Source organism: Microcoleus sp. POL10_C6, assembly GCF_036701585.1.
Classification (GTDB): domain Bacteria; phylum Cyanobacteriota; class Cyanobacteriia; order Cyanobacteriales; family Microcoleaceae; genus Microcoleus.
Window position 1 is genome coordinate 1 of sequence record NZ_JAUBRB010000121.1, and the last position, 3,906, is coordinate 3,906.

Here is a 3,906-nt window from a genome sequence, read left to right on the forward strand (position 1 = left end):
TACTTGAACGGGTTAATTGGAAATCAGGGAAAAACTTCATAAGTATAATTACTCACTGCTTTCATTGACATGCTCCCAATTCGCCTCAACTGTGCTCGATAAATTAGCAAATCAGCCCGCCGTTCTTCTAAACAAGATAACCCCCCAGCTTCGGCAATTTCTACAGAGCCTTCCAACGTAACTAACTCTGACACCAGCAGCGGTTCTTGGACTTGGTTGAACAGCGCCAGGGGAAGAGCGCCGACGGGGATTTTACCGAGGTGAGTAAACTCATAAGAGCGATCGCCCGACGACTCTAGCAATCCTTTGAGTTCCCACCGAAAGTTTACCAAGTCTTTGGGAATCGATCGCTTTTGAACCCCGTACTCTTTCCACAGCACTTTCAACTGTTCCAATTCCTCTTCCTTGAGTTCGATGTTGAAATTATCGTAGAGGGGAAGCGATGGGAAAGCTTTGGCTTTAATCCGCTGTGACACGGGCTTGCAAGTTTCCCCGGTGTGCGCGAAGTGATGTTCTTTCACTGACCCCTTTTTTGCTGTCAATCCGCCACCGCAGTAGAGGCAAGCGAGGTTAGTTTTTCCGCGCACAACTTCATCAATGCTCATCAGTTCACCACTGAGAGCAACACCAAATTTTAGCCACATTGTCTGTCAATTCTCCTTTGAGCAGGTTTGTAGATGCACCCGCTCCACATGATCGAGAATGGTAACAAATCCAGGGGGTGAGGGCTCCTGCCTTGGGAAAGAAAGCGATCGGCATTCGATGCTCTTGATGCGCGACTGTCAATCTAAAATCTAAAATCTAAAATCTAAAATTGCTCGTCACCAGTCGGGAATTTCTTGGGCAGCGTCGTCGGATTGGTCTTGTGGCAGTTGCTCTCTCGGTAACGGCACAGCGGGCAATTCATCCTGTACGCGGGGAAATACCTCTTCCCCGCGTAGGAAAGCATGGAAAGACTCGCCATCGCTCCTTTGACTTGATCCGGCTTCACTTCTAAGTAGCGCTGTAACTGTTCGAGGTTGCTGTGACCGCTGATTTCTTGAATAATCCGCAGCGGGATTCCGGCGTTGCTCATCGCTCGTCAGGGCGCTGCGACGGAAGCTGTGGGTGGATGCTCCCTCGATGCCGGCGCGATCGAACGCTTCTCTCAAAATCCGATCCGCTGAGTTGGTGTGCAGATGCTTCCAATGATGCTTGGGGTAGCGGCCGGGAAATAAGTAAATCTGACCCGCGTTGGGTTTCCAAGATGTCAGGAGCGATCGCAAATCCTCTATCACTGGAATTGTTCGGGTTTGGAGTTTTCCTTTGGTGTTGGCTTTGCGGAAGTTAATCGTAGAACGGACGGTGCCAGAGTTTGTGTAGATATCCTTGACCATTAACGAACAAGCTTCGGCAATCCGACAAGCGGTGTAGAGACAAACTCCGAACAGCGTGCGATCGCGTGAGGTTTGCAAACCTTTGTCAAACAGCAGTTCAATTTCCTGTTGCGTAAGGATTTGGCTTGTCCGTGTCCCTCTATTTCCATCAGGAGTGTATACCGGCCCAACACATGAGAGTTTGCCGCAAATACTACATTGCTGCATCCGTCGGGGGTATTTCTTAATGTGGCGGGTGAACGAGGTCAAGGGTTTTGTTCGGGCGATCGCTCCGGGGGTTTGATATGTTTGGTTAATGATACAAGCGCTGGGGTTGATAGGAATAAATATGTCTTTGCACCGCTTTTTCGGGTCAATATTTAGTTGGGCGGTATGCAATAGTGGTGGGAATAACATATATAGCCCCTGCCTATTTACTATCCCCAAAACGCTCGCACCCAATATGCACCTGCCACTCCACTACTCTGGTAGATTCTGCTAACATACCATCCAGGGCGCGGGGACTGCTGTTAACAATCTTTTGAGCTTCTTCCACATTTTCTGCCTGAATCACCCAAAGCCCTGTTCCATCAAGGGGAAAAACGGGCCACAACACAGTAGTATTCCTTTCTCCTGTTGCTGGCGAAACCAAGCTAGTTGATTAGGGTCGTGTTCTGGGTGAGCGTTTTTGTAGTCGTAATACTCTGGAATGGTTGCTACAACTACGGCAAAAAGTTTAGACATAATGCTTTGCCCAAACTGATAAAGTTCAAATCAAAAATAGCATAATGCTCCAATGAGTTTTGGTCGCACCCGCAGTTTTGTCATTTTTGAGTAAGGGTTGAAGCCCAGCTATGCAATGCCTAATTCGGTCTTTTACTGATGCACAATTAGATATCCGCGTGTCTTTTTAGAAGCTGAATCAGTAGTATTCATCGCTTTCCAAAGATTTTCAGTAGAAGTCCATACAGGCGGATATTTATAACTGGCTACGTCTTCAATCAAAAACCGATCGCTTTGTTCGTGATAGGCAGCGAGGGGGGAAATATGCCCGCTTTTACCCTGACCCAAAACAGAGCGTTGGTAGTTCACGATTATATAGTCGCCAGAACGGGCAAGGTTAGCTTTAGCTTGGCTGCGAAATTGGTTAAGTGTTGTCTCTGACGCATAATAGACCTCAACTTTGACGTTGTGACTTCTGAGCAAAGCCGCTAATTCATCAAGAGTCATCCCCGAAAAAGTGACGGCATAAGAAGAGCGGATGCTCTGGGTTTGACCGTCAAAAAAGGTGTCTTGGTTCAGGGTGCGATATCCCTGTTTTTTGGTGCCGAGTGCATTCAGAACCATCACACTACTAGCCACACCACAATAGGCGGGACGTTTTTGGGTTTCAATGTGGGTGCTAAGCAGTGGAAAATCCTGTTTGCTCTTGCTTTGGTTCAGTAGTTGTCGTCCTTCCGGTGATTCTAGAGAAACTAAAGTTTTGGGAAGTGGTAGTCGATTAACAGAAGGTGGCGAGAAGAGTTTCCAGGTGAAAACGCTTAAACCTGTGCCGAAGATTAGTAGAATACCCCCTCCAGCTTTTATTAGTCGCCCTCGCCATCGGTGATTGCCAGCCGTTGGATTTAAGTCCATATCTTCATCTCTCCCAAGAACAGTTGTGTGAAAAAAATCTTAGTCAGAATTTTTCGTTGAATAATTAAACATTACACCGTCTAAACCTTGTTATCTGGTTAGTAGCTCTGGTAACTATCGCCTTTGCTTTGGACACCATTATAGCAAGTCTTTTCATGGTTACATTTTCATTATAATTAAGGAAAACTATCATTGTTATCAAGCTGTCTAAAAAACAGGGATTCTGTAATAGAATTTTGAAATCTATGCCTGGGAGCAAGATTGCATCATGCCGCCAATACCCACAGTCACAGTCAAGTCAGGATACAAACCACAATCTATAGATACCAGCATTGAAGCTGACGTGCTGATGTTTCAGCTATTGCGACAGTTAACGCCCCAACAAAAAGTACAACGGACTTGCGCTTTCAATCAATCGGTGCGGAGGTTGGCAATATCTTGAATAAAGAACCAGTATCGTATCCGCTCAATAAATCGGGGTAACAGCAAAAAAAGAAGGTTCACAATCTAGGCACAGCATGGTAGAATCTGACGTATTATTAATCATAAAATCAAGGATGTCATAGTCTTTTTTAGCCACTAAAGTCACAATTAACCGTGGGTTTATACGACCCTTACTACAAGAATCAAGGAGCAATAATTCAGAGCCTTTATATTTTTTTGAATTTCATCAATCAGACCAGGACTCACCCAGAGAATAAACCGAAGATTGTTGACGAATAATCGTCCCTAGAGATGGAATATTTCCCAGGTAAGAAATACGGTCGTGCATATATTCAAAAAAGCTAATTCCTAATTTGCGGGTAGTCGCCACTAGAGACATGAAAACATCCATCGCCTTAGAGGATGTTTGAAAAGTCCAAGTAAGTCAAAAATCATGCAAGCCGTCGAACCATGATACGGATCATGGCGATAT

At 45.5% G+C, this 3,906-nt stretch carries 6 protein-coding genes; 1 reads left to right on the top strand and 5 read right to left on the bottom strand.

Going from position 1 to position 3,906, the window contains the following annotated elements; translation table 11 throughout:
- Window positions 1-23: 23 nt before the first annotated feature.
- The 5 genes from QUA34_RS29770 to QUA34_RS29790 form a co-directional block, all read right to left on the bottom strand.
- A complete protein-coding gene (locus QUA34_RS29770) occupies window positions 24-644 on the bottom strand; it encodes a hypothetical protein (protein WP_333391079.1) in 621 nt (206 codons plus the stop codon).
- Window positions 645-821: 177 nt separating this feature from the next.
- The gene (locus tag QUA34_RS29775) at window positions 822-1,772 is read right to left on the bottom strand and encodes a site-specific integrase (protein WP_333391082.1); all 951 of its coding nucleotides are present in this window, start codon (window positions 1,770-1,772) and stop codon (window positions 822-824) included.
- 13 nt (window positions 1,773-1,785) lie between these two features.
- The gene (locus QUA34_RS29780) at window positions 1,786-1,929 is read right to left on the bottom strand and encodes a hypothetical protein (protein WP_333332732.1); all 144 of its coding nucleotides are present in this window, start codon (window positions 1,927-1,929) and stop codon (window positions 1,786-1,788) included.
- Window positions 1,926-2,099, bottom strand: a complete 174-nt coding sequence (locus QUA34_RS29785) for a hypothetical protein (protein WP_333332734.1) — start codon at window positions 2,097-2,099, stop codon at window positions 1,926-1,928. The genes QUA34_RS29780 and QUA34_RS29785 overlap by 4 nt, the downstream gene beginning before the upstream one ends.
- Before the next feature lie 132 nt (window positions 2,100-2,231).
- Window positions 2,232-2,990, bottom strand: coding sequence for a phytochelatin synthase family protein (locus QUA34_RS29790; RefSeq protein WP_333391086.1), 759 nt, complete (start codon window positions 2,988-2,990; stop codon window positions 2,232-2,234).
- A gap of 268 nt (window positions 2,991-3,258) precedes the next feature.
- Here QUA34_RS29790 and QUA34_RS29795 point away from each other — a divergent pair, with 268 nt between their 5' ends.
- Window positions 3,259-3,432, top strand: coding sequence for a hypothetical protein (locus QUA34_RS29795; RefSeq protein WP_333332740.1), 174 nt, complete (start codon window positions 3,259-3,261; stop codon window positions 3,430-3,432).
- The last annotated feature ends 474 nt before the right edge of the window (window positions 3,433-3,906 follow it).